At 38.7% G+C, this 22,174-nt stretch carries 21 protein-coding genes; 6 read left to right on the forward strand and 15 right to left on the reverse strand.

The window, feature by feature from the left end; translation table 11 throughout:
- Positions 1-90 precede the first annotated feature (90 nt).
- The 8 genes from EBF12_RS01280 to hemH all read right to left on the reverse strand — a co-directional run bounded on the left by EBF12_RS01280 (position 91) and on the right by hemH (position 10,661).
- A complete protein-coding gene (locus tag EBF12_RS01280) occupies positions 91-807 on the reverse strand; it encodes a di-trans,poly-cis-decaprenylcistransferase (RefSeq protein WP_121726043.1) in 717 nt (238 codons plus the stop codon).
- Positions 797-1,285, reverse strand: coding sequence for an acyltransferase (locus EBF12_RS01285; RefSeq protein ID WP_121726044.1), 489 nt, complete (start codon positions 1,283-1,285; stop codon positions 797-799). Before EBF12_RS01285 ends, EBF12_RS01280 begins: the two co-directional genes overlap by 11 nt.
- On the reverse strand, positions 1,286-2,971 hold the full coding sequence (locus EBF12_RS01290; RefSeq protein ID WP_121726045.1) for an N-6 DNA methylase: 1,686 nt from the start codon (positions 2,969-2,971) through the stop codon (positions 1,286-1,288). It abuts the gene before it with no gap.
- 36 nt (positions 2,972-3,007) lie between these two features.
- Positions 3,008-3,841 carry a flagellar hook-basal body protein gene (locus tag EBF12_RS01295; protein ID WP_121726046.1) on the reverse strand — a complete coding sequence of 278 codons (834 nt, stop codon included), beginning with the start codon at positions 3,839-3,841 and terminating at the stop codon, positions 3,008-3,010.
- 246 nt (positions 3,842-4,087) lie between these two features.
- Positions 4,088-6,133 (reverse strand): translocation/assembly module TamB domain-containing protein, encoded by a 2,046-nt coding sequence (locus EBF12_RS01300; RefSeq protein WP_121726047.1) that lies wholly within the window; start codon positions 6,131-6,133, stop codon positions 4,088-4,090.
- A 138-nt stretch (positions 6,134-6,271) separates the two neighbouring features.
- Positions 6,272-9,118: a cytochrome c biogenesis protein CcsA gene (gene ccsA / locus EBF12_RS01305; RefSeq protein ID WP_121726048.1), complete on the reverse strand. Its 2,847-nt coding sequence runs from the start codon at positions 9,116-9,118 to the stop codon at positions 6,272-6,274.
- A 33-nt stretch (positions 9,119-9,151) separates the two neighbouring features.
- Entirely contained in the window at positions 9,152-9,745 is a 594-nt protein-coding gene (locus EBF12_RS01310; RefSeq protein ID WP_121726049.1) for a SoxW family protein, read from the reverse strand.
- Positions 9,732-10,661: a ferrochelatase gene (gene hemH / locus EBF12_RS01315; protein WP_244196291.1), complete on the reverse strand. Its 930-nt coding sequence runs from the start codon at positions 10,659-10,661 to the stop codon at positions 9,732-9,734. Before hemH ends, EBF12_RS01310 begins: the two co-directional genes overlap by 14 nt.
- 138 nt (positions 10,662-10,799) lie before the next feature.
- Between hemH and EBF12_RS01320 the strand changes: the two genes are divergently transcribed.
- The 6 genes from EBF12_RS01320 (at position 10,800) to EBF12_RS01345 (ending at position 17,562) form a co-directional block, all read left to right on the forward strand.
- A complete protein-coding gene (locus EBF12_RS01320; RefSeq protein ID WP_121726051.1) occupies positions 10,800-11,231 on the forward strand; it encodes a hypothetical protein in 432 nt (143 codons plus the stop codon).
- Positions 11,232-11,233: 2 nt separating this feature from the next.
- Entirely contained in the window at positions 11,234-11,923 is a 690-nt protein-coding gene (locus tag EBF12_RS01325) for a 16S rRNA (uracil(1498)-N(3))-methyltransferase (RefSeq protein ID WP_121726052.1), read from the forward strand.
- 62 nt (positions 11,924-11,985) lie between these two features.
- Positions 11,986-12,834 carry a prephenate dehydrogenase gene (locus tag EBF12_RS01330; RefSeq protein ID WP_015453211.1) on the forward strand — a complete coding sequence of 283 codons (849 nt, stop codon included), beginning with the start codon at positions 11,986-11,988 and terminating at the stop codon, positions 12,832-12,834.
- A gap of 71 nt (positions 12,835-12,905) precedes the next feature.
- Positions 12,906-15,143 carry an outer membrane protein assembly factor BamA gene (bamA, locus tag EBF12_RS01335; RefSeq protein ID WP_121726053.1) on the forward strand — a complete coding sequence of 746 codons (2,238 nt, stop codon included), beginning with the start codon at positions 12,906-12,908 and terminating at the stop codon, positions 15,141-15,143.
- A 29-nt stretch (positions 15,144-15,172) separates the two neighbouring features.
- The gene (locus EBF12_RS01340; protein ID WP_121726054.1) at positions 15,173-16,252 is read left to right on the forward strand and encodes a dehypoxanthine futalosine cyclase; all 1,080 of its coding nucleotides are present in this window, start codon (positions 15,173-15,175) and stop codon (positions 16,250-16,252) included.
- A gap of 77 nt (positions 16,253-16,329) precedes the next feature.
- Complete coding sequence (locus EBF12_RS01345) at positions 16,330-17,562, forward strand: M16 family metallopeptidase (protein WP_121726055.1); 1,233 nt, start codon at positions 16,330-16,332, stop codon at positions 17,560-17,562.
- Positions 17,563-17,855: 293 nt separating this feature from the next.
- On the opposite strand, the gene EBF12_RS01350 is transcribed toward EBF12_RS01345, so the two are convergent.
- From EBF12_RS01350 to EBF12_RS01380, 7 genes are all read right to left on the reverse strand, one after another.
- Positions 17,856-18,848 (reverse strand): Gfo/Idh/MocA family protein, encoded by a 993-nt coding sequence (locus tag EBF12_RS01350; RefSeq protein WP_121726056.1) that lies wholly within the window; start codon positions 18,846-18,848, stop codon positions 17,856-17,858.
- A gap of 4 nt (positions 18,849-18,852) precedes the next feature.
- Positions 18,853-19,635, reverse strand: a complete 783-nt coding sequence (locus EBF12_RS01355; protein WP_121726057.1) for an ion transporter — start codon at positions 19,633-19,635, stop codon at positions 18,853-18,855.
- A gap of 201 nt (positions 19,636-19,836) precedes the next feature.
- Complete coding sequence (locus tag EBF12_RS01360) at positions 19,837-20,265, reverse strand: hypothetical protein (RefSeq protein WP_121726058.1); 429 nt, start codon at positions 20,263-20,265, stop codon at positions 19,837-19,839.
- A gap of 75 nt (positions 20,266-20,340) precedes the next feature.
- A complete protein-coding gene (locus tag EBF12_RS01365) occupies positions 20,341-20,673 on the reverse strand; it encodes a hypothetical protein (RefSeq protein WP_121726059.1) in 333 nt (110 codons plus the stop codon).
- Positions 20,674-20,717: 44 nt separating this feature from the next.
- Positions 20,718-21,071: an NINE protein gene (locus tag EBF12_RS01370; protein ID WP_121726060.1), complete on the reverse strand. Its 354-nt coding sequence runs from the start codon at positions 21,069-21,071 to the stop codon at positions 20,718-20,720.
- Positions 21,072-21,083: 12 nt separating this feature from the next.
- Entirely contained in the window at positions 21,084-21,512 is a 429-nt protein-coding gene (locus tag EBF12_RS11595; RefSeq protein WP_244196292.1) for a hypothetical protein, read from the reverse strand.
- Positions 21,513-21,963: 451 nt separating this feature from the next.
- Positions 21,964-22,174 (reverse strand): NINE protein (locus tag EBF12_RS01380; RefSeq protein ID WP_121726071.1); only part of this gene is annotated, 211 nt, incomplete at its 5' end.

Here is a 22,174-nt window from a genome sequence, read left to right on the forward strand (position 1 = left end):
AGAATGTCAATGTAAAAAGCAATTTTTAGCACTTTTTTACAAATAAAACATAAAGTTTATGTGATTTTTGGGGCTTTTGCTTGCAAATTGCTATAATCCGCCAAATCGTCTTTGTCGCTCACAAAATTCGCCCATAAGTTTATCTAGTTCATCAGTAGTGAAATTAGGCCAAAGTGTGGGAGTGAAAAATAGCTCGGCATAACTTGCCTGCCAAAGCAAAAAGTTTGAGATTCTCTTCTCCCCACCTGTGCGGATAAGCATATCTACATCTGGGAGTGTAGCAGTATCAAGGTTGGCATTAATAAGCTCTGCAACTTCTTGTGCTGTGAGTTTTGAGAGTTTATTTTGGCTTTGAGAGTTGGCGAGTTTAATAAAAGTGCGTGCAATTTCATTGTGTGAGCCATAATTTAGGGCTAGAATTTGTGTTAGATTCGTGTGATTTTGCGTTAAGTGTTCTAGTTCAAGGATAGCATTTTGAAGTGATGTGCTAAAGGCATTAATATCGCCAATGACGCGGAATCTAATGTTGTTTTTGAGATAAGTTGCCCTCTCTTCTTTGAGATATTTTTCTAATAATTTCATTAGATAGCTTATCTCCATTTTTGGACGCTTCCAATTTTCTGTGGAAAACGCATAGAGTGTAAGATAGGGGATATGACTATTCGCACACCATTGTGTGATTTCTCGCACGACTTTTGCTCCCTCTTTGTGTCCTTGTGTGCGTTTTTTGCCTTGTTGCCTTGCCCAGCGTCCATTGCCATCCATAATAATGGCGATATGTTGAGGCAGGGCGTTGTTAAGATTCATAGTTTTGTCCTTTTGTGGTGTGTTGTGAAATGTGGCGGAGCAAGGAGGCGGGATTGCCAACATAGATTCCACTTTGTGTGATAGAGTGTGTAACAACCGCTCCCGCGCCGATGATGACATTATCACAAATGCTTACAGGCAAAATTGTGGCATTTGAGCCAATGCTGACATTATTGCCAATGCGTGTAGATTCCCATAAATCTTTGCTTGATGCTGGTTTGCCTTCTGTAAATCTATCGTTAATAAACATAACTCCATGTCCTATAAAGCAATCTTGCCCTATCTCTACAAGTGAGCAAATAAAGCTATGAGATTGAATCCGTGTTCTCTTGCCGATTTTGACTTGGGATTGAATCTCACAAAATGGTCCAACAAACACATCATCTTCTAAAATACACTCATAGAGGTTGCTTGGGCAAATGACTTTAACATTTTTGCCATAAATGACATTTTTGAGTTGAGATTCTAGAATCTGCATTCAATCCCTTAGCTTTTTGAGTTGAGATTCTATCTCGCGGAGTTTTAGAGCGTAGTCTTGAATCTTATCAAAAGTCTTTTGGCTTTTTTGGGTGAAATCACGCGGAATGAGAAGATTCTCTAAATCATTGGGACTAAGCCCACCAAGTCGCTCATAAATATTGCCTAATGCCCTTTGCCCATTATGTGAAAACAGATAGCAATAAATCCCTATGGCGATATCCTTGCTTGGTGCGCGAAGTATGACAATACCTGCATTTGCTACGATAGTATGCTTGGCAGCATTAGGGCTAAGAATAGTAAATTTTGGCGTATTGCCGCGTATGGAAATGGCTATATCATAGGGCTTGAGTGCATATTTGCCAATCTTTATTGTATCACCCTTAAAGCGTTGGGTAGAAAACTCATCACAAAATCCAAATTCCGCAAAATCCGCCACACCTAAATCAAAAAAGGTAATTTTTTCATCTTTTTGGCTGCCATAGACACGCTGTCCGCGGAAAATATTCACTTGCAAATCTTTAAGGCATAAGCCATTGGCAAGCTCTTGTTTTGGTTTATGCAGATAATGCCCTACGCTCAAATCGTGCGGATTAATCTGCTCTATGGGTGTGAGACAGGAATATTCACTCGTAGCTTTTTGTTTATAGAGTTCAAGGAGTGCATTAAGATGAATAATGCGGTTATATTTGCCATCTTTTTGGTAAAAATGCGGAGTATTGGCATTGATATGTAGGATAGAATCATTATTTTGTGAAAGCACAATGATTGAAAAATCGTGTGTTTGATGAGGAAGGATATTTTTGGGCAACTCAATAATAGCCTCAATCAGCCTGTCTTCACAAAGTTTTTCACGCAAACGCCCTTCAAGTGAGGATTTGAGCAAAGTCTGTGTGCGGAGGATAAACACCCCCTTGTCCTTGAGATAAGAAAGGGAGTGGATAAGAAAGAGCAATTCAGGGTAGGTTTTAATAAGCGTCTCATAAGAGGCAAACCGCTCATCTTCTTTTAAAAATTGCGTGCCTACGTGGCTGTCAAGCGGAGGGTTACAGATGATTTTATCAAACTTGTGATGTTTAAATTGAGCATTTGTGAGAATATTATTTAGCACGAGATGTTGGGGATTGAGATGTAGAATCTTGCAGGTAATTTTGGCTATTTTTGCTAAAGTAGATTCTAGCTCCTCGCCATAAAGCTCTACATTCTTGGCGTGATTGTGGATAGCAAAAAATAAGCTCCCCATACCATAACAGGGATTATACACGCTCTCTGTCTCTTTAATATCTAAGATTCCTACAAGCAATTCATTAATTTCTAGTGGCGTAGAGTAGGAAAAAAGCCTATGGGTTGTCTTTTTTTGTGTAATGATATGTAAAAACTCTTCAATAGTGCGGTTTGTAATTGTCTGTGTATGAATGACTTTGAGAATCTTTAAAAGATTTGCATTTGGATTAAGAGGGGTGTAAAGCTCACTCCCAAAGGTTTCTTGCAAAGCTTGAGAAAAAGTATCATAAATAGGCTTGCGTTTGTTAGCAAGAATGATGAGTGATTCTATAAGGGGGGTGGAGTGGCGTTTTAACCAAAAAAGCTCAAGCATAATAGCAATAGAATCTAGCATATCAGTATGATAGCGTTTGATGTATTCAAAACAATTTAATAGCTCTTTTGATGCGTGAGAATCCGGCATATATGTTCCTAGAAGTATAAAGATATTTTTTAGAATCTAAGCACGCACGGCAAGTTTAGTAATGGCTTCAGTATTAAGGTCGTCCATATGGCTTTTCATCACTTTAGAATACATATCTACAAGGCGATTTGTTTCTATGAGAGAGCTCATCTCTAGCACGGCATTGACATTGCTTTTTTCTAAAAATCCTTGTGCAATCATAGCACTATTTTGCATAATATCGCGTTCATCAAGCCTATCTTGTGGGTATTCATAAAGATTTTTACCAACTTTTTTAAGATAACGCGGATTTTCAAAGCCAACTACGGCTAATGCACCGATATTGATTTGCTCGGCAATAGCGTCATTATTGATATTTCGCAAATAGAGATTGCCATTATTATCACTCTCTAGGTGCATTCCTGTGGGGATAACAATACCCTCTTGTGAATCTAGCCCATCACGACTTAGCACAGGGTGTCCATCTTTATTGACTAAGTGTCCATCATTGTCTATATTGAAACTTCCATCGCGTGTATAGCGGATACCATCGGGTGTTTTGATGACAAAAAAGGCATTATCTCTTTGCAAGGCAAAATCAAGTGGATTATCCGTTTGAGCAAGGCTGCCTACACTTCTATCGGTATATTCTTCACTGATAATTGGCACACGATCCATCGTTCTATTAAGAAACTTAGCGGCTTTGCGTGTATGGTCATCAATGGGAAGCTGTTCTTTGTGCGTTTCAAATAGTCTTAGATAATCGCCAATTACCACATCATCGCGTTTGAATCCTGTGGTGTTGAGATTAGCAAGATTGTTTGAGATGAGATCAAGCCGATTAAATTGCGTTACCATACCGCCGGTGGTGTTGTAATATCCACTTTGCATACTTTAGCCTTTTGTTTAGAATCTAAAGTGAAAAAAGCAAAAGATATTCCGTAATTGTATTGAGGCTTTTTATCGGTTTTTGGGTATCGATTAGATAGTATGTATTCTTTGAAAAATAAAATACACACCACTTATAGCAAAAGAGATAAGGAAGGCAAAAACAAAAGCCTTGAAAAATCGCTTATACTTCATCTTATTGTCCCATTTGTGTGGGGTTATCGCTTTTAAGCTTGCCCCTTTAGAATCTTATTTGAAAAGATTATTGAGTAGTTTCCCCGCACCCTCTTTTATCTTATCATCTTTTATGTATTTATCTACGGCTTGTTCTGCCCCTTTGCTTAGGGCTTTACTCGCTTCAGCCTTAATCAAATCACTCGCATCAATGCTAAGATTTGGAGATTCTAGATTATCTCTTGCTTTGAGATAGATGTATTTATCTTTAATTTGGAATTTTAAATCCGCCTTAATCTTACCCTTTTGTGCGTCAATGCTCGCCCCTTGTGCATAGATAGCGGTGTTATTACTCTTTAGCCCGATGTCTGTGGTGATGAGTTTTTTATCAATTGTGGCATTTAGCCCAGCATCTTCATATACTTCTTTTGTAATATCAGTCTTAAGGTATTTTTCTACAAGCTGTGTAATCTCATTTGGCATAAGCTTGCCATTGCTTAAAACCGCTTTGAGCGTGCCTTTTTCCGTGAGTGTGTTATAGTTAAAATCCCCATTCATACTTGAGCTAAATACGGGTTTAAGTTGAGCGATACTAAAAAGCTTGAGGGTATTGACATCTTTCAGTGAAGCCAAAAGTGTATTGCCATCAAGTTTAGCATCAATGCTCCCGCCAAGAGATTGTGTGTTAAAGTCCGCATAAAGCGCGTCTTTAAGCTTTGCTGTGCCTTGAGCTTTAAGATCCCCTGCTAATTCCATACCGGTTATGAATTTAAGCTTTTTAAGATTGGGGATAGTAGCAATATATGGGATAGTAAAACTAGAATCTTTAAGATTGATTTGTGTTTTAGAAAGCTCAAGATTGGCAATATCTGAAACTAGTTTTGAGTTGGCTTCACCTATACCTTTGTTGAGTAAAACATTTGAGGCGAGATTGAATTTTGTATTGGGCATATCAAGGTCAAATTCCTTTTTCATCACCGCATTATTTGTTGTCCCGGAGAGTTTCATATCTGTCTGTGTGCTTATGCCTTTATCAAGCTCACTGACAACCGCATTAAGATGCAATCTCATATCTGCATATCGTGGCATATAAATCATCCAAAGCAATGTATCAAGCTTTAAATTACTTATTTGTGCCTTAATAGTATCTGGGGCTAGGTTTTTTAGCAGGGCTTCATAGCTTGTATTTCCGTTTGCAAGATTAGAGCTGCCTTTAATCTCTAAAGATTCCATTCCGCCTTTCACTTCGCCTTTTGTTTCAAAACTACCGCGTATAGGCATACCCACAAGCGGAGTAAAAGCAGAGAGGTCGCTAAGATTTACCGCATAGCTTGTATTTGTGCTAAGTGTTTTAAGGATCGTTTGTCCGCTTGAGTGAATATTGCCAATATTGCCATTAAAGCTAAAATCGTGATTGAGCTTATCCATATCAAAAATGGCATTAAGCGTGGTAACAAAAGTCGTCTTTGGCACATCTATTTCAAAATCTTTTTTAATCAATGTGCTATCCACCAAGCCTTGAGCGATTTGCAAGAGAGCATTACCCTTAAAATTCATATCCTTATCGCCCTTAATGTCTGCCTCAAGGCTAAGTGAGCCACTTGCATATGGCTTTATCCCAGTCATTGCAAGAAACTCTTTAATTTGTGCGTCTTTAATGTTTGCCAAAATGGCTGTAGGTGTAAAATCCTGCAAGGTAACGCGAATATCAGTAAAAGACTTTGCAATATCACTTGTAGTATTGACTTCAAGATGTTTGAGTGATCCTTTTGCCGTTGTATTAATCACAAATGAGCCTTGCAGCGGTGTATCTACAAGTTCACCCAGCACGGCAATATCTCGTGCATCAACTTTGAGGGCTAAATCAAGCGTTTGAGAAAAGAGTGAAAAATCCCCACCAAGTGTGATGATGATAGTATCGTTATGTGCGATTTTAAGCTCAACACTTGAGATTCCAAGCGAGAAAGTTTCAAGCTCAAGTTTGATAGGTGCGTATTTATCAATCTGCCCTTGAATAATAGGTTTAAGCAAAGCATTGCCCGGTGGTGTGAAAAGCACACAAAAAATAAGCACAAATAAAGCTAGGATAATCCCCAAAATCCAAAGGACAATTTTTTTCATACACACCTCCTAAGACATAATTTACAAAGTGCGGATTCTACAATGAGTTTGGTAAGTTTTTGCTTTGTATAGAGAATCTTAAATCTTTTTGTGATGATATAATGAGCGTTAAGATTCTCTATCTTAGGCTATTTGACATTATATTTCTGGCATATCAAGTTTTCTATTCCTGCTTGCTACAAGAATAAAGACAAAGATTCCAATCACCATAATCTTTACCCACAATGGCACAGGCATAGCCTCTCCAGCAGCATAGCTATGCATTCCAGTGAGATAAAAATTCACCCCAAAATATGTCATTAGCACAGAGAAAAATCCTACTACAGAGCTACTCGCAAAGACAAAGGGGAGATTTGTTTTCACCACAAATCTTAAATGCAAAATAATCGCATACACGCCAATGCTGATTAATGCCCAAGTTTCTTTAGAATCCCAGCCCCAGTATCGCCCCCACGATTCATTAGCCCAAATACCCCCTAGGAAATTCCCCACAGTGAGTAAAAATAGCCCTAAAATCATTGCCATTTCATTTAAGGCACTTAAAGATAGGATAGAGCTATCAATGCGTTCTTTTATATTATTTTTTTGTGTAAATTTATCATTCCTTAGGACAAACATAAAGAGTGTAATAAGCCCTAGCATAAAGCATAATCCTAAGAATCCATAACTTGCTGTGATAACAGAGACGTGGATATTAAGCCAATAGGATTTTAAAACCGGCACAAGATTGCCAATTTGTGGGTCCATAAAGCCAAGATGAGCGACAAAAAGCGTGATTCCAGCCATAAAGCTAGACGCACTCAAAGCAAGATTAGAATGTCTAAAAAACACCACACCCGAAGCAATAGCCGCCCACGCGATATATAGCATAGATTCATAGGCATTGCTCCACGGAGCGTGATCACTCACATACCACCTTAATGCCAAACCACAAGTATGCAGCACAAAAAGCAAGAATAAAAGCGTATAAAAAATTTTGTGTGTGCGGGGTTTGAGCGGAGCGTTTTTTAGGATTGAATACAGCACGATAAACAATAGCACAATGCTTATAAGTAAGTAGGGATAGGTGAGCTGATGAAAGGGATTGTAAGTGTTTAGCCAAATTTCAGAATCTATTTTTGCATCGCTAATGAGTGTTGAGCCGCCATTTTCTTTTTGGATTCTATCAATCGCTTCTAGGGCTTTATGAGCTTCTTGCCATTGATTAGAATCTAGCCCCATTTGCATACCCTCTGCAAAACCCTTATATACTTGCATAAGCGTTTTAGCTTTTTGCATATCGCCTTGTGCCACAGCGGAGCTAATGGCTTCAAGCGGGTAGAGCCATTGATTATTTGGAGATTGACTATCAGGGAAGATTCTAAGCACCTGCCCAGTATAGATTAAAAACGCATAGTTAATCCGCTCATCTACACTAATCACATCTTTTTCAAATGTATCACGCAAAGCGGGGTTTTTAAGATTTGCTGCTTCTACATAGTTTTGCAGGATATATTGCCCTTGCGGACTAAAGACATCAACATAGGCAATATATTTTTGATTCTCATCTACACCTAGAATCTGCCTAAGCTTTGGCGATTTGGTCGCTATCATTTGGATAGTCTGCCACTCTTGTGGATAGAAAATCATACCTAAGAAAATTTGTGTGGGATTTAAATCTAAAAATGTGCTTTTTTGCGTGAGTTTATGGATATATTCATCAGCTAGAGTGTGAATGGGCTTTGTGCGTCCGCCAAAATCTTGGACTAAAATTTTATCAAACTGCCCTGCTAGATTTGCGGCATTTTTGAGCGATTTTATCATAGAGGGAATATCTTGCAAGGGTTCATTTTGTGCTTGTTGTGGGCTAAAGCTAGAATCTTGGGTTTGCATTTCTTGTGAATTTGTAGCTTGGGGCGAAGCGTAGCTTTGTGTTGGCAAAGCAAAAAAGCAAAGCCCACACAATAGGGCAATAGATACAAATTGCTGTGTTTTTAAAAATCTGCCAAGACTTAAAAAGCGTCCATTTTTATCAAAAAGTAGCCACAATACGCCAAGAATAAGCATTGTATAGCCTATGTAAGTGGGTGTTTTGCCCGGGTCGTTATTAACGGATAAGATTGAGCCTTTCTCATCTGGGTGATAAGAGCTTTGGAAAAAGCGATAACCGCCATAATCAAGGACATTATTCATAAAGATTCTAAAAGCAAAGGGTGGTTTATCTCCATCAAGCACTTCTACTTGTGAGGCATACGAGGCAGGAGAGTGTGAGCCCGGATAACGCTCAAGCTCAAAGCTTGTAAGCTTAAGTGAAAAAGGCAGGGCAATAGCATCTGTCCCCCACGCAAGGAGAATGGTATAGTCATCTTCGCGTAGCAAGGTAATGCTTTCTTTGCTAGGGGTGCTATCCCCATCACGCAGGATAAGCGTTTCAAAATCTTTATCTAAAAACTTAATATCGGCTTGTAAAACATAGCGTCCCATAGGGGAATCTTCCCTGCTTAGACTGCCTGTGGTAATTTCTAAAGGTTTATCAAAAAAGCTAAAGGTTTGCTTAATGGGGCGGTTAATCTTATCATCAATGTAGGTTGGGATTCTAATATGCTCTACTTCGCCTTGGGGATTTTTCACTTGTATAAAGATGTAATGTGTGTTTGTAGTGATAGTATTAGCACTCTCCCCTTCTCGCAAACTCATAAGTCCCTCAAATCCATAATACCGCGTGATACCAGCTCCTATGATGATGACAATAAATGAGCTGTGTAAAAGCAGTGAAGCGTATTTCTTTCTCTGCCACGCTTTTGAAGTGATAAAACAGCCAATAAGGCAAAGCCCAAGCCAAAGATGTAAAATCTCAAACCAAAAAGCATCATATACCCAAAATCGCGCCGCAAGTGTGCCATCAAACTTTTCAATAAAGGTTGCAATGCCACAAGCAGTGGCGTATAAAGCGATAAGTAATAAAACCATTTTCATAGAACAAAAAAGTGTTTTAAGAAGTTGCATATTTGCTCCTTATATGTAATAAAATCTTGGAATTTATAGAATCTTATTTATCTCACTTGCCACTTGCGTTTGGTCCTTATCCTGCCATTGTTTGCTTTGCATATATTGCAGGATTTTTAATATAGAATCTGCATTCATATAGCCGGGCAATTCAAAAATACTCTCTCCCTTAGGATTCAAAAATATAAGTGTAGGTGTAGGACGCATAGGAGATTTGACATAAGATTCCATAAGGGCAGTGGTGCTTAGCTCCTTTGTAGAATCTATGAAGTTTAAGTTGTGGATTTTAGTGTAGCTGACATTAATGTAATAGGGGATAAAATGGCTTTTTAAATGGCTTTTTATCTCGCTATTTGCTTTTATATCATCTTTAATCTTATCGCAATATATGCAGTTATTTTTCCCAAAGATTAAAAGCGTAGTTTTATCTTCTTGTGTGGAGATGTTTTTTGTGTCTAAAAATATATCTTCTAGCCCCGCATAGCTTTGTTTATCAAGGCTCTCAGCGTGTTCTATGGCGGCGTTATTCTTCCCTTGTGAGATTTTGACTTCATTATCATCACTGCAACCCAAAAGAGTAAATACACAAATGAATCCACAGAGTATAGAGAATCTAGTTTTTTTCATCACTCGCTCCTTGTATGATTTCAATAATGGTGTTAGCAAAGCTTACATCAGCATTAAAGCAGTCACACACACGATAATCTTTTATGCCTAGATTCTGTGCGTGATTGGCGTAGAGAATCTTAAGCTCATAGTCTGTTTCGGAATTATCAAGCGTGAAAGAAAGCGGAAAGATAATAAGCTTTTCATTTTTAAAATGCGTAATAGCATCTTTTGTGCTAGGCTCTAGCCACTTCATTTTGCCGACTTTAGACTGATAGCTAAGGGCGATTTTTTTAAATATAATGCCTTGTTGTTGTAGGGCAGATTCTAGTGTGGCTTTGTTCTCTTGACATTGTTTTTGATATGGATCGCCTTGTTCTATGCGAGATTGTGGGAGAGAATGAGCAGAGAGCAGCAGCACAAAATCTTTAGGATCTTCGCCCTTTAAGGCTTGTTTGATTTTCTCCACAATGCAGGCAATGTAGGAATGGTGCGTGTGATAATGCGAGATTTCAATAAGCTTTGGGGTAAAGTTTAAAGCTTGCAGGGCAGCTTTAGCATCAAGCAAAGAAGAGTGAATGGTTGCGGTGCAAAACTGCGGATACAAGCTAAAAAGCACCACAGATTCTATGTTTTGGCTTTTTAGTTCATCTAAAACTCCATAAGCAAAAGGTGGGGTATAACGCATAGCAAAAGTATAAAGTCGCTTAGAATCTAGAGTATTAAGCGTTTTGACAAGATTTGCAGTGTGTTCTAGCAGGGGGGATTTACCACCGATAGCTTGATAATTTTTTTTTGTATCTTCTAGGCGTTTGTGCGTGATAAAACTTGCCAACATTTTACGAGCAAAGTTGTTTTTAATATCTAAAATCAACGGGTCATTAAACATATTTTTTAAAAAACTCTCCACTTCAAATAGACTGCTCGGTGCGCCCATATTGAGTAATACAACAGCTTGAGATTTGATAACATATCCTTTAGGTTAAAAATTTTTAGTGATAATAAACTATTAAAGTTAATCCAAGGAATTTAAACAAGTCCAAGACAAACAAGTTTAAAGAATAAAGGAGAGAATATGCAGGAGTTTGATTCTAGCATTTTGCAAGATACCTATATGAGCCTTATGCTCTATCATAAAATATTTGCGGCGTTTTTTGCCCTGCCTTTTGTGCTGAATCTTTTGGTGCTATTTTTTGGCTCAAAGAATATTGTGAGAATGAACAAAAAGATTTGGTTTATTGCTCCTATTATTTTCTTTTTGCTCTCAGTAAGCGTGTTAAGCGGTATAAATATTTGGGTATTTGGGAGTTTGAGCTTGAGCTTAGAAATTATTGCGATGATAACATTTTGTGTGTTTGTGCTTGTGGGCGAGATTTACCGCATACGGATTTTAAAAGTAGCAAGACGCACAAACTTAGAGGCGATGCAAAGCTATGTGAGATTTGCTAAAATGCTCTATATGCTAGATTTAGCCTTTTTTGCTGTGCTGTTTTATTTTGTGAGTTAGCTATGCAGTTTTTGTATCAGCCAAATGCTGGGGATTTTCAAGTAGAGATTAGTAATGATGATTTTACCTATATCATTAAGGCAAGGCGTTTGCAGCTAGATTCTGTCATTAAAGTGCGGAATTTACAGGATAAGAAGCTTTATACCTACACTATTGCTGAGATTAAGAAAAAATCCGCCCTGCTTACAAAGATAAGTGAGCAAGATTCCCCAAAGAGCCATTTTAGCCCTTTGCACTTGCTGTGGGCGATTATTGATCCAAAGGTCATAGAAAAAACCCTACCTTTTTTAAATGAGCTTGGAATCTCGCGTATCAGCTTTTTTTATGCGGAGTTTTCACAGCAGCAATTCAGCCTCAATCTACAAAGAATGCAAAAGATTCTTGTCTCTTCTTGCCAACAATGTGGCAGGATAGATTTGATGGAATTAGAAGTGCTAAAGGACTTTGATTGCGTATGTGAGCGATATACACCTTTTTATGCTTTTGATTTTGGTGGAGAGGATATAAGGCAGCATAACCCTTTTAATGAGGGGGCAGAAAATGGCAGTGTGCGTGTGATGGTGGGGGCTGAAGGGGGCTTTAGCCAAAGGGAAAGGCAGAGATTTGCAAAAATCATAACTTTAAATGATACACTTATTTTACGAAGTGAGAGTGCAAGTGTGTTTTTGGCAAGTTTGGCAAAACTCGCTTAAGCTTAAATCAAAATGCAATATAGAATCTTAAAGGTAATGAAAGAATAAAGGAAGGGCAAGGAATGAAAATAGGCATTATCGGGCTTGGGCTAATGGGTGGCTCTATGGGACTAGCATTAAAAAAAGTAGGGCAGATTCAAAATAAGCATATCACACGCATTATTGGCTATGATAAAAACCCCTTGCATTCGCAACAAGCGTTGAATCTTGGGCTTGTTGATGAGTGTGTGGAACTCAAAGAGATTTGGCAATGTGATGTGGTGTTTTTATGTGTGCCGGTTGATGGGATTATTGCCTTAATGGCGGAGCTAAAAGAGGGAGAGCTAAACCCAAAGACTACGCTTATTGATGTAGGTGGAGCAAAGGTAAAGATATTGCAGTCTTTGCCACAATGGCTTAGGATTCACTTTGTGGGCGCACACCCTATGTGTGGGACGGAGTTTTTTGGACCAAAGGCAGCATTTGGCGAGTTATATGAAAATGCCATTGTGATTTTGACAGATTTAGAGCAAAGTGGGGCGTACCAAGCGGAGTTGGCAAAAGATATTTTCATTGCTCTTGGAATGAAGATTCTAAAAATGGATTCAAGATCCCACGATAAGCATATCGCCCTTATCTCGCATATGCCTCATATCATAAGCTATGCTTTGGCAAATGCCACACTCGCACAAGAAAATCCCCAAACCATTCTCGCCCTTGTTGGTGGGGGCTTTCGCTCAATGAGTAGAATCTCTAAAAGCTCTCCATTGATGTGGAAAGATGTCTTTAAGCAAAACAAACATAATGTGCTTGAAGCTATGGCACACTTTCAAGCGGAGTTTGACAAAGCACGAGAGTTGCTAGAAAATGATGATTTTACAGGATTAGAATCTTTTATGGCAAATGCCAATACTTTGCAAAAATTTTTGTGATTTCTCGCTTATTGTGGGCTTGTTAGGATTTTTTATTATAATCACGCTTTTGTTATGAGGAAAAGGAATATATGAAAAAAATTTGCTGTGTTATTGCTCTTTTATTGTGCAATGTCGCTTTTTCAAAGGAGATTAATCAAATTAGATATGAGGGATTAAGCTCAATTTCAAATGTGCTTGCCGATGAGATTATAGGTATTAAAGTTGGCGATACTTTGAGTGTTGAAAAGGTTGATAAAGCTGTGCGTAATCTCTATGCACAAGGGTATTTTGAAGATGTTTATGCGGATTTTGAGCGTGGAGTATTGAGTTTTTATTTTAAGCAAAAGCCAAAAGTGGCAAGTGTGGAGATTAAAGGCTATGGGAGTGAGCAGGAAAAAGAGACTTTATATTCGCAGCTTGGTATCAAAAAGGGCGATAGTTATGATGAGATAAAGCTCAATCGTGCAAAGCTTGTAATAAAAACGATTTTAGAATATCAGGGTTATTATGGCACGGTAGTAGAATCTGAAATAAAAGAAGTGGGCAATGATGGGGCGTATGCCATTACTTTTAATGTCAATCAAGGGGAAAATATTATTATCAAAAATGCCACTTATGATGGGCGAGAGAAGCTCAAAGTTAAAGATTTAGAAGAGCTAAGTGCCAATAGAGCAAGGCAGTTTATGGGCTGGATGTGGGGACGCAATGATGGGAAGCTGAAACTTGCTGATTTAGAGTATGATGGGGCTAGGGTGCAAGATGCGTATATGCGTAAGGGTTATTTAGATGCGAGTGTGTCTCAAGCCTTTGTAGATGCGAATTTTAGCGATTATAGTGCAAATTTGTATTATAAGATAAAAGAGGGAGAGCGGTATAAGGTTTCTGGCATAAAAATTATTCTGCATGTGCCTGTGATTGAAGAATCTGAGCTAAGAAAAGGGCTTAAAGTCAAAAATGGTGAATATTTTAACATAGAAGATGTTCGGGCTGATGTAGAGAGTATCCGTCAAAAGATAGCCGATTTAGGCTATGCTTTTACGCGTGTGAATCCGGATTTGGATAAAGACCCGGATAATGCGGAAGTTAAAGTTGTGTATCTTATACAGGTGGGGCAAAAAGTTAAGATTCACGATGTGATTATCTCTGGTAACTCTCGCACCGCAGATAGAATCATACGCCGAGAGCTGCTTTTAGCTCCGGGCGATACCTATAAACTTACAGATTTAAGAGAATCTGAAAATGCACTCAAAAGGCTTGGGTATTTTGGTAAGGTAAAGATTGAAGAGAGGCGTGTGAGCGAAGATTCTATGGATTTGCTTGTAGATGTGGAGGAAACTCGCACGGGTGAGCTGATGTTTGGTTTGGGCTATGGGAGCTATGATAAGCTTATGGTGAATGCTTCAATTAGGGAGAGGAATCTCTTTGGCACCGGACAAAGCGGACAGCTTTATGCAGATTGGAGCTATCGCCGCCAGCTTGTGAATCTTACTCTTAGCAATCCGCGTGTGCTGGATTCTAAATATAGTGCGTCTTTTAGCGTGTTTCACTCGCTGTATTGGAATTGGGATTATAGGGAGCAGACAACAGGAGCATCTATCACAGGTGGGCGGTTGCTGACAAATACGCTTCGTGCTTCACTTGGCTATACGCTTTCAAGCACACGCGTTTTGGATTATTATGATTCAAATCTAGAGAGGCTATATAAACAATATTTAACAATGGATAATCCGTTAAAATCAGCCATTAGCCCAAGCTTGTATTTTGATAATACAGATGACTACTACTTCCCTAAAAATGGTGCGATTATCTCTGCGTATGTGGAATACGCCGGACTTGGTGGAGATGAAAAATATACCAAGCTTTATGGCAAAATGGCATTGTATTATCATCTTAAATCACTTTTTGGGGTTGATTTAATCGCGCGGTATAAAACTCAAGCGGGAGCTATTTTTGAACAAGGCTATGTGCCTATCACTTCAAAATTCTATATGGGGGGTATTTCAAGTGTGAGAGGGTATCAAATAAGCTCTCTTACCCCGCGAGACTCTTCTGGGCAGATTCGTATCGGGGGGAATTATATGATGACGCATTCTGCTGAACTAAGCTATGGAATCTTGGAAAAAGCCCAAATGCGTTTAGCACTTTTTGCGGATTATGGTATGATAGGTGTGAGCAACTTCAATGAGACAACCCGTGCTTCGTGGGGACTTTCGGTTGAGTGGATAAGCCCTATGGGTCCTATTGTGCTTGTATTCCCACGCCCCATTAATCCACAGCCCGGCGATAGGACTTCAACCTTTGAATTTACGATGGGGACAAGATTCTAAGATTCTAATTTTACAAGAAAGGATAGCAAATGACAGCTCAAGCGGCAAATACACAAAGCACAAATAAACGCGTGAGTAATAGCGAGATTCTAGATCTTATGCGTTATGGGGATTTGCGAGAGCTAGGAGTGATGGCAAGTGCGATTAAGGCTAGGCTTCACCCAAGTAAAACTACAACTTTTGTTGTTGATAGAAATATTAATTACACAAATATTTGCTGGGTGGATTGTAAGTTTTGTGCGTTTAAGCGGCGGCTGGGCGAAGAGGGCGTGTATATTTTGAGCTTTGAAGAGATTGATAAGAAAATTGATGAGCTCTTAGAGATTGGCGGGACGCAGATTCTCTTTCAAGGGGGCGTGCATCCTAAGCTTAAGATTGAGTATTATGAAGAGCTTGTGGGGCATATCGCTAAAAAATATCCTATGATTACCATTCACGGATTTTCTGCCATTGAGATAAACTACATTGCTAAAATCTCTAAACTCTCTATCCCCGAAGTGTTAAAAAGACTACAAAATGCTGGACTTAGCTCAATCCCGGGGGCAGGGGCTGAGATTCTAAGTGATAGAGTGCGAGATATTATCGCACCAAAAAAGCTTGATACACAAGAATGGCTTGAAGTGCATAGACAAGCCCATAAGATTGGTATGAAAAGCACGGCTACAATGATGTTTGGCAGTGTGGAAGATTATGAAGATATTGTGGCACATTGGGATTGTATCCGCTCTTTACAAGATGAGTTTCAAGGCTTTAGGGCATTTATTATGTGGAGCTTTCAGCCTAATAATACGCCTTTGCAAAAGGAGTTTCCAAACCTGCAAAAAGCTTCATCAAATCGTTATCTAAGGCTTTTGGCGTGTAGCAGAATCTACCTTGATAATTTTAAAAATATCCAAAGTAGCTGGGTTACGCAAGGCTCACATATTGGGCAGTTAGCTTTGCTCTTTGGGGCAAATGATTTGGGTAGCACAATGATGGAAGAAAATGTCGTATCTTCCGCTGGTGTGTGTAACTCTATGAATGCACAAGAGATGATAGCTTTGATTAAAGATATAGGCGAAAATCCCGCAAAACGCAATACAGCTTATGAGATTTTGGAGCGGTATTAATGCCAAAATTAACGCATAGGCTATGTTCTCAAATTTTTTCTATATTTATTTTTATGGTTTTGTGTATAGGAGGCAGTATGAATGCGGAGACAAAAATACAGAGTGTGGAGATAAATGGTGTAGCAGTGCCATTGCTTTTTGAGCAAAGCAAGAATATTCCTGTAGGGAGTGTGCAGCTTGTGTTTATCGGTGGAAGTGCCGATGGGGCTAAGGCTGGGCTAGGGGCGTTAAGTGCTAAGATTCTCAATGAAGGCACAAAAGATCTAGGCAGTGTGGAGTTTGCTAAGAAGTTAGAGAGCAAAGCAATTAGCTTGTATGCGAGTGTGGGACTGCAGACTTTGAATCTTGAGCTTTCTTATTTGAAAGAGTTTCAAAATGAGAGTTTCACGCTACTTAATGAGCTTTTAAAACAGCCAAATCTCACGCAACAAGCCCTATCTAAAGTTAAAACGCTAACCCTTAATAAACTTGCCCAGCAAGAAGATGACTTTGATACTATTGCCGAGCAGAATCTTTATAAGATTCTATTCAAAGGCACAGCTATGGCAATCCCACTGCTTGGCGATAAGCAAAGCGTAGAATCTGTAAGTTTGCAAGATGTAGAGCAGTTTTTACAACGCAATCTCGTGTTAAAAAGGCTTATTATCGTGGCTGGTGGGGACTTGCAAGAGAATGAGTTTAAGGCTACTTTGATTAATGCTCTAAGCACTCTACCTGTGGGAGAATCTAAAGAGAAGCTTTCATTTGAAGTGACCAAGCAGCCTGATAGTGTAAGTGTCAAAAAGCCCACGCAACAGGCATTTGTATATTTTGGCTCACGCTTTGATAATGCAGATAAGAGCAAAAACTATATGGCAAGGGTAATGAGCTTTATCCTAGGCGGCAGTGGCTTTGGCTCGCGTATGATGGAGGAAGTGCGTGTGAAGCGGGGCTTAGCCTACTCGGCGTATATGCGTGTAAATGTCGGCGATGCAGCGGAATATACAAGTGGCTATTTGCAAACAAAGCTTGAGAATAAAGATGAAGCGATAAAAGTTGTCAAAGAAGTGATAAAAGAGTTTGTAAATAATGGCGTGAGTGAAGAGGAGCTCAATGCGGCTAAGGCGTTTCTGCTAGGGAGTGAGCCATTGCGTGAAGAGAGCTTATCTCAACGCTTAAATGCGAAGTTTTTAAACTACTTTAGGGATTTGCCTTTGGATCATCACAAGCGGGAGCTGGATCAGATTAAGGACTTAAAGCTAGATGAGCTAAATGCTTACATTAAATCGCATAAAGAGATTTTAGAGCTTAGTTTTAGCGTAGTGGAGTAGAATCTGCCCTTGTCTATTTTGTTACTCCAAGATTTCATATTGGCGTAGTTGTGGCAAACTATAAGAAAAGTGGCGGTAGCCTTACGCTTAAGGCACATCCTTAAGCTGATTAAAATAAAATCGCGTGAAACGCAAACCTATAAAGCGTTATCGGGGTGAGTGGCACGACTGCGAACGATTTTTAAGGGGGAGGGGTGATTTCGCAATTTAAACCCATCCCCCTTAAAGAAAAAAATCTGTTTTTGTCTTATTAGCAAAATAAGTTTGTGAATGACACAATAGAGTATGTAGGACTATGATTGTGTATGTGAATCTTGTATCATCTCAATAGCCTTAATCACGCGTAAAATATGCTCCTCATCGCATTGAGATTGTCTAAGATTATCGCCAAGAACAAGTGAAGCAAAGTAGGCAATGGAATTATCAAGTGCCATTGTGTTTGGCAGAGTGGGCGTTAGCTGTTCGCCTAGCTTATACTCTACCATTTTTTGATAGAGGCTATGCGTATCAAAAGTATCTTTAATCACAACGCCCGTGTCAAAAAGGGTGATTTTATCCCGCTTGGTTTCATCATAAATGGCAGTCTTTTTACTCCCCCCGATAATCATCTCACGCACCTTAATGGGGCTTAGCCACGACACACTAAGTGTTATGATAATACCAGATTCTAATCGCAAATTGATATTAGCTAGAGCATCATTAGGATAGTCTAAATACCGCGTCTTAAAGGTAGAAACCTCCTTGATATGTAGCCCCACAAGGTAATCAATAATGCTTAAATCGTGGATAGCTAAATCCCAAATCACATCTACATTGCTTTGAAATAGCCCTAGATTAATGCGTCTTGCGTTTATATAGACAATCTCGCCAAAACTTTTTATCTGCTTTTTGAGATATTGCACCGCTGGGGAATGCAAAAAAATATGGTCGCAGTATAGGATTTTATTTTGCTTTTTAGCTAGGGCATAGAGTGCTTGAGCTTGTGTGTATTGCGTAGTTAAGGGCTTTTCTACAAAGGTATGTTTGCCCTGCTTTAATGCAGATTCTGCTAGGGCGAAGTGCGTTTGGGGCGGAGTGATGATAAAGACTGCCTGAATGCTAGAATCTGCTAAAATCGCCTCATAGCTTGGGTAGAGTGCAATCTCATAATCCTCTTGTGCTTTTGCTTGTGCGGCTAGGCTTTCATCATAAATGGTATGCAAGGCAAACTCTGTGCTATTACGCAATGCCTTAGCGACATTGCGTCCCCAATATCCATAGCCGATAACCGCACTTCGTATTGACATTTTATTACATCGCCTTTGAGTTAAGATTCTGTGCCGGATGCTTAGAATCTTGAGAGATATTTTGCTTATTTTGAGTGTTTTCTTCACGCATTTGCTTCATTTCAGCGATACTCTCTACTACAACGCCTACAATGAGATTTAGCACAATAAGGCTTACAATGCAAATAAAGCTCACAAACACCGCCCACGCCCAAGGATACACTTCCATAATAGGACGCACAATCCCCATAGACCAAGATTCTAGAGTCATAATTTGAAAGAGTGTATAAAAGCTATCACCCAAATCCCCAAACCACTGCGGGAATGCCTCGCCAAAGAGATTGGCACACAGCACCCCATAGATATAATAAAAGATAATCAAAAGCACCATTATGCTTATCATTGAAGGAATAGTATGCAGCATTGCCACAGAAACTAAACGCATAGTGGGAATGACAGAGAGCAAACGGAAGATTCTAATCACCCTAAATGCCCTAAGCACAGCTAGTCCTCCAACGACAAAGAGACTTACACCCACGATGATAAAATCAAACCAATTCCAACCCCAATCCCTGCCGATGAAAAATTTTAGCCCATACGCGAGAATACGCAAGGCTACTTCTACAACAAAAATCCCAAGGCATATATAATCAATAATGCTAAGAATCTCCCCAAAATATTTATGGATAAACTTAATCGTCTCTAGTCCCAAACACGCGGAGTTTATTAAAATCACACTTGTGATAAACACACTCCAAAGGGTAGATTCTAAAAAGCCTTGAAGTTTGCGTATAAGGCTGGAGAGCATTTTTGTCCTTTTGAAGTGAAATAGGGCTTTTAATAGATTTGAAAGTTGAATCCTGTAAAAACTGCAATTATAAGAAAAGTTATTAAATATGCCGAGTGGATAGATGGGCGATAATCATTTGTGATAAATCTGCCAAAATTTGCAATGAAAATATGAAAAATATATTTAGATTCTCCATAACGATGAAGAATCTAAAGCTCACTATTTCAGCACTTCAGCAATTTTATCTAAGCTTGGCACAGGCTTATCTGTTTTGTATTTTGTATAGCCATTTGAATAAGATTCTTCTAAAACCTTAGCACAAAGAGAGTTTTGGATAAGCTCTAAATCCTGTTTCATACTAGATTCTAACTCATCTATTCTTTTTTGCTGTTTTTGATTCCATATTTGAAGAGCCTTAGCTTCACCGAGATGGTCATTGAACTTAAGCTCTTTGACAATCTCTGTGTAGTTGGGTCTTTGATATTCAAAGCTATTTGTGCTTTTAAGGACATTGTGTATTTCAACAATATCCTTTTTGCAGATAAAGCGAGTATCGCCATAAACCATCTCTTCATCATCTTGCATTATGACTTCCGCACCTAGTGTCAAGCTAAAGGCTAAAGCAGTGATTAACATCATTCTTAACATTTTTTACTCCTTTGCAAAAAATGATTGGCAAATTATTTTGCAATTTGAGCCTCAATCATCAAATCGCCATTGTCGCTAATCTTGTATTTCCACATAAAGTTTGCCTTCATCGGTGTGTTGTGCTGTATATTCAAGAAAGTCTGATGTACTTGTGTCATAAAACATTTCTGGAAAGATTTTAACTTTAACCTTGCAAGTTACCTTTTTGGCATCTTTATTGACATTTTGTGTCATAAAGTCCGAATAGTTTGCCTTATCAACCTTGATACCAATAGCAGAGAAATTTCTTTTGATGATATCCGTCAATAAATCTTTGACTTCCTTATCATCGCAAGAAGGCATACTTGAACAACCACTTAGCATTTCTGCAAATACAACACTCATTATAAATGCACCTAACTTTTTCATTTTTTATCCTTTAATTATTTTAAGATTCCAAGCACTCTGTGCCACTATACGCCAAGCATCATTAATTGCTGGTTGATTTTGTTGAGATTGTCTTTTTTAATCCCTTGCCATACAAAATACAAATCTGCCAACGCCCAAAAAATGCCGATAAAAATAAAAATGGATAGAAACTTTAAGATTCCAAGTCCAATATCGCCTTTGTAGAATCTATCTATGCCAAGAGCACCAAAGAAAAGCCCCAAAATAAGCCCAATAATAGGACTTTTAAGACTAACCATCGCAAGTGAAGAAACTTTACTTTCATCAAGTTTTTCAAGGCGAGATTGAAGCATTAATCCACTGCCTTCAGGGATAGAATCATTCCATTGCGAAAGAAATATTGCTGTTTGATTATTCATACAAACCTCCTTTTACATCAAAGCTTGCATTATTTTTTGGTAGTTAAATTCGCGTGCTCTCTTGCCAACGATAAATAAATCTACCACAAACCACACATATACAATAATCTGTGGCACAAGTGAAAAACCAGCCACCACAGCAGAATCTATTGCCGCCGCTATAATCCATAAAAGTATCCATAAAGCCCATACGCTAAGTTTTGCGATAAATAGTGACATATTTTTCAGCATAAGCCACGCTATACCAAAGAAACCCAGCAAAAAAGCTCCCACCCAAAATACCATTTTAGGATTACAAAGTTCAAGCGTATTTGTTTTAAGCAAAAAGTCTTCTCGCTCTTGCTCATTCATTTTGTCAAATCTCTCTTTGAGTGCGTGAAGCTTCATTTGGTTGTTTGGAAGCTTGTCTTGCAAACTCATAAGTAACATATTTGAATCCATTAGAACCCCTCATTTTGTTATTTTTTAAGGTCGTTGTTGCAACTCCCCACCGCCCTTGAACCAAAAGATTCTGCATTTCAATATCAAAACACAGAATCTACTTTTACACCCCTACACCCAATTTCACGCATAAACTTAATATATGCTTAAAATACTAGAATCAAGGCATAAAAATTCGCATTATGCCCCCCCCCCAGCTTAATGTCTGCTGAAATAAAAAATAAGGCGAATAGGAAAAACAAGGAATGATGAGAGGGTAAAAAATGGGAAAAATGGAAAAAAGTAAGCGTGATTTGTGCCTTAGGATTCTAGAATTTTGTCATTTTGAACTTAAGCGAAAAGGCTTTTTTAGAATCTTTTAGATTCTAAATTGTGAGAATCCTCGCTAAAGGCTCTAATGACAAAGATTACAAAATCACAATACAAAGTAGGCTATTAGCCCAAATGTGTGCTATACGCCTAGAATCATTAATTGCTGGTTGATTTTGTTGAGATTGTCTTTTTTAATCCCTTGCCATACAAAATACAAATCTGCCAACGCCCAAAAAATGCCGATAAAAATAAAAATGGATAGAAACTTTAAGATTCCAAGTCCAATATCGCCTTTGTAGAATCTATCTATGCCAAGAGCACCAAAGAAAAGCCCCAAAATAAGCCCAATT

It is taken from the genome of Helicobacter labetoulli (assembly GCF_003670275.1).
GTDB lineage: Bacteria > Campylobacterota > Campylobacteria > Campylobacterales > Helicobacteraceae > Helicobacter_C > Helicobacter_C labetoulli.

Bases quoted from the DNA above. Each gene is read 5' to 3' on its own strand.
- EBF12_RS01280 (WP_121726043.1), bottom strand. From the start codon at position 807: ATGAATCTTAACAACGCCCTGCCTCAACATATCGCCATTATTATGGAT.
- EBF12_RS01285 (WP_121726044.1), bottom strand. From the start codon at position 1,285: ATGCAGATTCTAGAATCTCAACTCAAAAATGTCATTTATGGCAAAAAT.
- EBF12_RS01290 (WP_121726045.1), bottom strand. From the start codon at position 2,971: ATGCCGGATTCTCACGCATCAAAAGAGCTATTAAATTGTTTTGAATAC.
- EBF12_RS01295 (WP_121726046.1), bottom strand. From the start codon at position 3,841: ATGCAAAGTGGATATTACAACACCACCGGCGGTATGGTAACGCAATTT.
- EBF12_RS01300 (WP_121726047.1), bottom strand. From the start codon at position 6,133: ATGAAAAAAATTGTCCTTTGGATTTTGGGGATTATCCTAGCTTTATTT.
- ccsA (WP_121726048.1), bottom strand. From the start codon at position 9,118: ATGCAACTTCTTAAAACACTTTTTTGTTCTATGAAAATGGTTTTATTA.
- EBF12_RS01310 (WP_121726049.1), bottom strand. From the start codon at position 9,745: ATGAAAAAAACTAGATTCTCTATACTCTGTGGATTCATTTGTGTATTT.
- hemH (WP_244196291.1), bottom strand. From the start codon at position 10,661: ATGGGCGCACCGAGCAGTCTATTTGAAGTGGAGAGTTTTTTAAAAAAT.
- EBF12_RS01320 (WP_121726051.1), top strand. From the start codon at position 10,800: ATGCAGGAGTTTGATTCTAGCATTTTGCAAGATACCTATATGAGCCTT.
- EBF12_RS01325 (WP_121726052.1), top strand. From the start codon at position 11,234: ATGCAGTTTTTGTATCAGCCAAATGCTGGGGATTTTCAAGTAGAGATT.
- EBF12_RS01330 (WP_015453211.1), top strand. From the start codon at position 11,986: ATGAAAATAGGCATTATCGGGCTTGGGCTAATGGGTGGCTCTATGGGA.
- bamA (WP_121726053.1), top strand. From the start codon at position 12,906: ATGAAAAAAATTTGCTGTGTTATTGCTCTTTTATTGTGCAATGTCGCT.
- EBF12_RS01340 (WP_121726054.1), top strand. From the start codon at position 15,173: ATGACAGCTCAAGCGGCAAATACACAAAGCACAAATAAACGCGTGAGT.
- EBF12_RS01345 (WP_121726055.1), top strand. From the start codon at position 16,330: ATGAATGCGGAGACAAAAATACAGAGTGTGGAGATAAATGGTGTAGCA.
- EBF12_RS01350 (WP_121726056.1), bottom strand. From the start codon at position 18,848: ATGTCAATACGAAGTGCGGTTATCGGCTATGGATATTGGGGACGCAAT.
- EBF12_RS01355 (WP_121726057.1), bottom strand. From the start codon at position 19,635: ATGCTCTCCAGCCTTATACGCAAACTTCAAGGCTTTTTAGAATCTACC.
- EBF12_RS01360 (WP_121726058.1), bottom strand. From the start codon at position 20,265: ATGTTAAGAATGATGTTAATCACTGCTTTAGCCTTTAGCTTGACACTA.
- EBF12_RS01365 (WP_121726059.1), bottom strand. From the start codon at position 20,673: ATGAAAAAGTTAGGTGCATTTATAATGAGTGTTGTATTTGCAGAAATG.
- EBF12_RS01370 (WP_121726060.1), bottom strand. From the start codon at position 21,071: ATGAATAATCAAACAGCAATATTTCTTTCGCAATGGAATGATTCTATC.
- EBF12_RS11595 (WP_244196292.1), bottom strand. From the start codon at position 21,512: ATGGATTCAAATATGTTACTTATGAGTTTGCAAGACAAGCTTCCAAAC.